The organism is Phenylobacterium sp. (assembly GCF_030645195.1).
In the GTDB taxonomy this organism is placed as follows: domain Bacteria; phylum Pseudomonadota; class Alphaproteobacteria; order Caulobacterales; family Caulobacteraceae; genus Phenylobacterium.
Genome location: NZ_JAUSLW010000155.1, coordinates 1 through 3988, shown reverse-complemented (window position 1 = coordinate 3988; position 3988 = coordinate 1). Strand labels below are relative to the sequence as shown.

Genomic DNA, 3988 nt, shown 5'->3' with positions numbered 1-3988 from the left:
GCCGTCAGCGTCGTCTTGCCATGGTCAACGTGACCAATCGTGCCGATGTTGCAGTGCGGCTTATTGCGTTCGAACTTTTCCTTGGCCATGGGATCCTACGGGCGTTTGAGAGATGGAGCGGGTAGCGGGAATCGAACCCGCATCCTCAGCTTGGAAGGCTGCTGCACTACCATTGTGCTATACCCGCAAAACGGGGTGCTCGTGAGCGAGCCTCCATAGAGTTTCGCTCCGGCGCGTGGTGGGGGAAGTAGGACTCGAACCTACGAAGGCGTACGCCAGGGGATTTACAGTCCCCCCCCTTTGCCACTCGGGACATTCCCCCAGCGCGCTCGGAGCCACACCGAGGTCCGAACAAAAAGCCTCCGCCGATCGGTGCGTCCGGTGCTAAAGCCGGGCGCGAGCGGCGGGAAATCTGTCCGGTTCCCGATTTGGAGTGCGCCTTATAGTGTCGTCACACAGCGAACGCAACGCGCCCTGGAAGGGTTCTAAGAAGGGGCCCCACGGAAGGCATTCCGGACGGCGGGACGCGGTTTCCGACGACTGGCTCTGGGGTTGGCACGCCGTGAGCGCCGCCTTGGCCAATCCGGCCCGCGAACCGGCCGACCGCCTGCTGGCCACCGCTGACCGCGCCAAGGAGCTCACGGCGCGATTCGGCCGCAACCCGGCGCTGGAGATCGTCGAGCCCGGCGTCATCAGCCACAACCTGCCCAGCGGCGCGGTTCACCAGGGCCTGGCCCTGCAGGTCGCCCTGCTGGAGCCGGTGGCCCTGGAAGAGTTTGAGGCCAGGTCCGGCGCGGTGGTGCTGATGCTCGACCAGGTCACCGATCCGCAGAACGTCGGCGCCATCCTGCGCTCGGCCGCGGCCTTCGGGGCGGCGGGCGTCATCCTGCAGGACCGCCATGCGCCGAAACTGACCGGGGCGCTCGCCAAGGCCGCCGCCGGCGCCGTGGACCAGATCCCCACCGCCCATGTGGTGAACCTGTCGCGGGCCCTGGAGACCCTGGCCGACCTCGGCTGGCGGGCCGTGGGCCTGGACGGGAGCGCCGACCAGGCCCTGGAGCAGGCGCTGGACGGAACCCCAACCGTCCTGGTCCTGGGTTCGGAGGGCGAGGGCATCCGCCGGCTGGTGGCCGAGCACTGCGACGCTCTGGGAAAGATTCCCATGCCGGGCGGTTTCGAGAGCCTCAACGTCTCGGCCGCCGCCGCGGTGGCGCTATACGAGGCTTCCCGCACTCGCGCTTGAGGGGAATTGAATACCCGCCACGCGATTCCCCCTTTTGATTTCCGGCCCAGAGCGTGATCTGTTGCGCGACTGTTAAGGTTTAGGGCCAGTGTACGGCTCTGATCTCGACATGGGATGGGGGCCCCAATGGCGATTATGTTGACCAAGTGGATGTTGCGCGGCGCTGCCGCGACCGTGCTGTTGACCGCTGCGGGCTGCAGCGGCCCCACCTCCCACGAGGTCGCCCCTCCCCCGGACGCCTACACCCAGGCTCCGCCCCCCGAACTGATGGGCGCCGCGCCCGGCGCCGCCGACGGCACCGGCCTGATGGGCGGACCCGGCGGCGGACAGCAGATGGCCTCGGCCTCGCGGCCCGCCTCGCGATCTGCGGATCGGCTGGTCACCTATCGCCGCGCCGACGGCGTCCTGGTGACGGCCATGGCGCCGGTCGCCAACCCTGAAGACATGTCGGCCCGCGAGCGCCGCATGGTCTACGGCGCCCGTTACGCACCCCGAGCCCATGTCAGCTCGGGAACCCGCGCCCGCCATCCGGTGGTCGCCCAGACCTATTACGCGCCGGCCAAGCCGCGCCCGGCGGTGGCCGCCAAGCCGGCGGTCGTCGCCGCCAAGCCCGTGACCGCCGCGGCGCCCAAGGTGGTGGAACAGGCCAAGCCTGCGCCCGCGCCCAAGCCCGCGCCCGCCCTGGCCAAGGCGCCCCAGCCCAGCTTCCCGGCCACGGGGCTGGCGGTTCCCGCCGATCCCAAGCTCGCCAAGCTGCAGACCGCCGTCGGCGGCGAGGTGGCGGCCGGCTCCAAGCTCGCCGTCCCCGAGGCCGTCACCAAGGGCCAGGCCGGCCAGGTGTCCCTGTCCCTGCCCCAGACCCTGCTGGCCACGATCCAGCGCGAAGCGGCCAAGCTCGGCCTGACCAAGGCCGCCAAGAAAGCCGAGGTCACCGCCACCCTGTCGGGCGCCGGCTATGAGATCACCCCGAACGGTCCGCAGACCGCCAAGCTCAAGACCGGCGAAGGCGCCGCCTTCAACTGGCAGGTCAAGCCCGGCGCCGGCGAGCGTGGCCCCCTGAAGGCCGACATCGACGCCCGCCTAGCCGGGATCAAGCCGCCGATGACCTTCTCCCTGGCCAGCATCGAACAGGCGCTGGCCGCGATGATGCCGGAGGCCCCCGCCAAGAAGAAGGGCTTCGATTTCTCGGGTCTGAAGAAGAGCGTCAACCTCTCCGGCCTGCTGAGCAAGCTCAGCATCCCGGGGATGAAGGACGTCGCCGTGCCCGGCGTGGGGCCCGTGCCCTCCAACAAGGTGGTGGCCGGCGCCCTGGTGCTGGCGGCGCTCGCCCTGCTGATCGCCCTGGCCCGCGGCGTCTCGGAGAGCCGTCGCCGCGCCGAGCGTCGCCGCAAGTTCCGCACCATGACCGACACCGGGACGACCCACGCCGAACCGGAAGAACATCATGGCGGCTTGGCTGCGCCCCTGGCGGCGGCCGCGGCCGGCGCGGCGGGAGCTGGCGCCATCGCCTCGCACCACCACGACGAGGGTCATGGCGACGCCCACGGCGACCATGGTCACGACGCCCACGCCGCGCACGATGATCACGGCCACGCCGCGGCCCATGACGATCACGGCCACGCCGCGCACGACGATCATGGCCATGCGGCCCATGACGACCACGGTCACGGCGACGCCCATGCCGCGCACGACGACCACGGCCACGCCGCGGCGCACGACGATCATGGCCATGCGGCTCATGACGACCATGGTCACGCCGCGCACGAGGGCCATGACGCTCACTACAAAGAGCCCGCGCACGCTCACTAAGACCCCCGCCCTCCCCTTCGTGGGGAGGGCGGTCGGTGGGTGGGACCGCCCGCCGATCGCCTAGGGTTTCCCAACTGGCGCTGCAGGGCGTCATCGGCTTGCCCTGTCGCGTCGGGCGCCGCATTGAAGGCCCATGCCCTTCGTTGCTCACTCGCCCGCTTTCGGCGTTCTCGCCGCCGTCCTTCAAATCGTGGTGACCCATCTGGCGTTCGCTCGCGACTCGGTCTTGGCCGTGGCGCCTTCGTCGCCAGGGCTGCATAGGCGGCCGGGACGCAAGGCCGTCATCTTCGTCGCGGCGCATCACGCGGAGGCGGACTAGCCATGGAGAGTCTCATCGACCCGGGAGCCCTGGCCGCCGCGACGGCCTTCCTGCAGGTGATCATGATCGACCTGGTCCTGGCCGGCGACAACGCCGTGGCCGTGGGCCTGGCGGCCGGCGGCCTGCCGGCCGAGCAGCGGCGCAAGGTCATCCTCTGGGGGCTGGCCGCGGCGGTGGTCATGCGGATCGGCTTTGCTTTGATCACCGCCCAGCTCCTGGGCATCATCGGACTGCTGTTCGGCGGCGGCCTGCTGCTGCTCTGGGTGTGCTGGAAAATGTGGCGCGAGATGCGCGAACAGGCCACCCACGCCCAGGCCGACGCGCTATCCGAGCACCCGCGGGTGCGGGAGGTGAAGACCTTCCGGGCCGCCTTCCTCCAGATCCTGATCGCCGACCTGTCCATGAGCCTGGACAATGTCCTGGCCGTGGCCGGGGCCGCGCGCGAGCATCCGATGGTTCTGGTCTTCGGCCTGATCTTCTCCATCGCCCTCATGGGCGTGGCGGCCAACTGGATCGCCGGCCTGCTGCACCGCCATCGGTGGATCGGCTATATCGGCCTGCTGATCGTGCTCTATGTCGCCCTGCACATGATGTGGGAAGGCCACCGCGACGCCGTC

General features: G+C 69.9%; 4 protein-coding genes and 2 tRNA genes. 3 read left to right on the top strand and 3 right to left on the bottom strand.

The genetic code is table 11. From position 1 onward, the window contains the following. From Q7T09_RS12880 to Q7T09_RS12870, 3 genes are all read right to left on the bottom strand, one after another. A partial coding sequence (locus Q7T09_RS12880; protein WP_304700188.1) for a GTP-binding protein occupies positions 1-89 on the bottom strand: 89 nt, incomplete at its 3' end. A gap of 24 nt (positions 90-113) precedes the next feature. Beyond that, positions 114-187 (bottom strand) — tRNA-Gly (locus tag Q7T09_RS12875). 49 nt (positions 188-236) lie between these two features. Then, a tRNA-Tyr gene (locus Q7T09_RS12870) sits at positions 237-322 on the bottom strand. Positions 323-445: 123 nt separating this feature from the next. On the opposite strand from Q7T09_RS12870, the gene rlmB reads away from it, so the two are divergent. The 3 genes from rlmB to Q7T09_RS12855 all read left to right on the top strand — a co-directional run. Continuing rightward, positions 446-1243 (top strand): 23S rRNA (guanosine(2251)-2'-O)-methyltransferase RlmB, encoded by a 798-nt coding sequence (gene rlmB, locus Q7T09_RS12865; protein ID WP_370689241.1) that lies wholly within the window; start codon positions 446-448, stop codon positions 1241-1243. Positions 1244-1369: 126 nt separating this feature from the next. Further along, positions 1370-3052 carry a hypothetical protein gene (locus tag Q7T09_RS12860; protein ID WP_304700184.1) on the top strand — a complete coding sequence of 561 codons (1683 nt, stop codon included), beginning with the start codon at positions 1370-1372 and terminating at the stop codon, positions 3050-3052. A gap of 321 nt (positions 3053-3373) precedes the next feature. Then, positions 3374-3988 (top strand): TerC family protein (locus tag Q7T09_RS12855; RefSeq protein ID WP_304700182.1); only part of this gene is annotated, 615 nt, incomplete at its 3' end.

What these genes read in the sequence shown, in the direction of transcription:
- Q7T09_RS12860 (WP_304700184.1), top strand. Translation starts at nt 1,370, where the DNA reads ATGGCGATTATGTTGACCAAGTGGATGTTGCGCGGCGCTGCCGCGACC.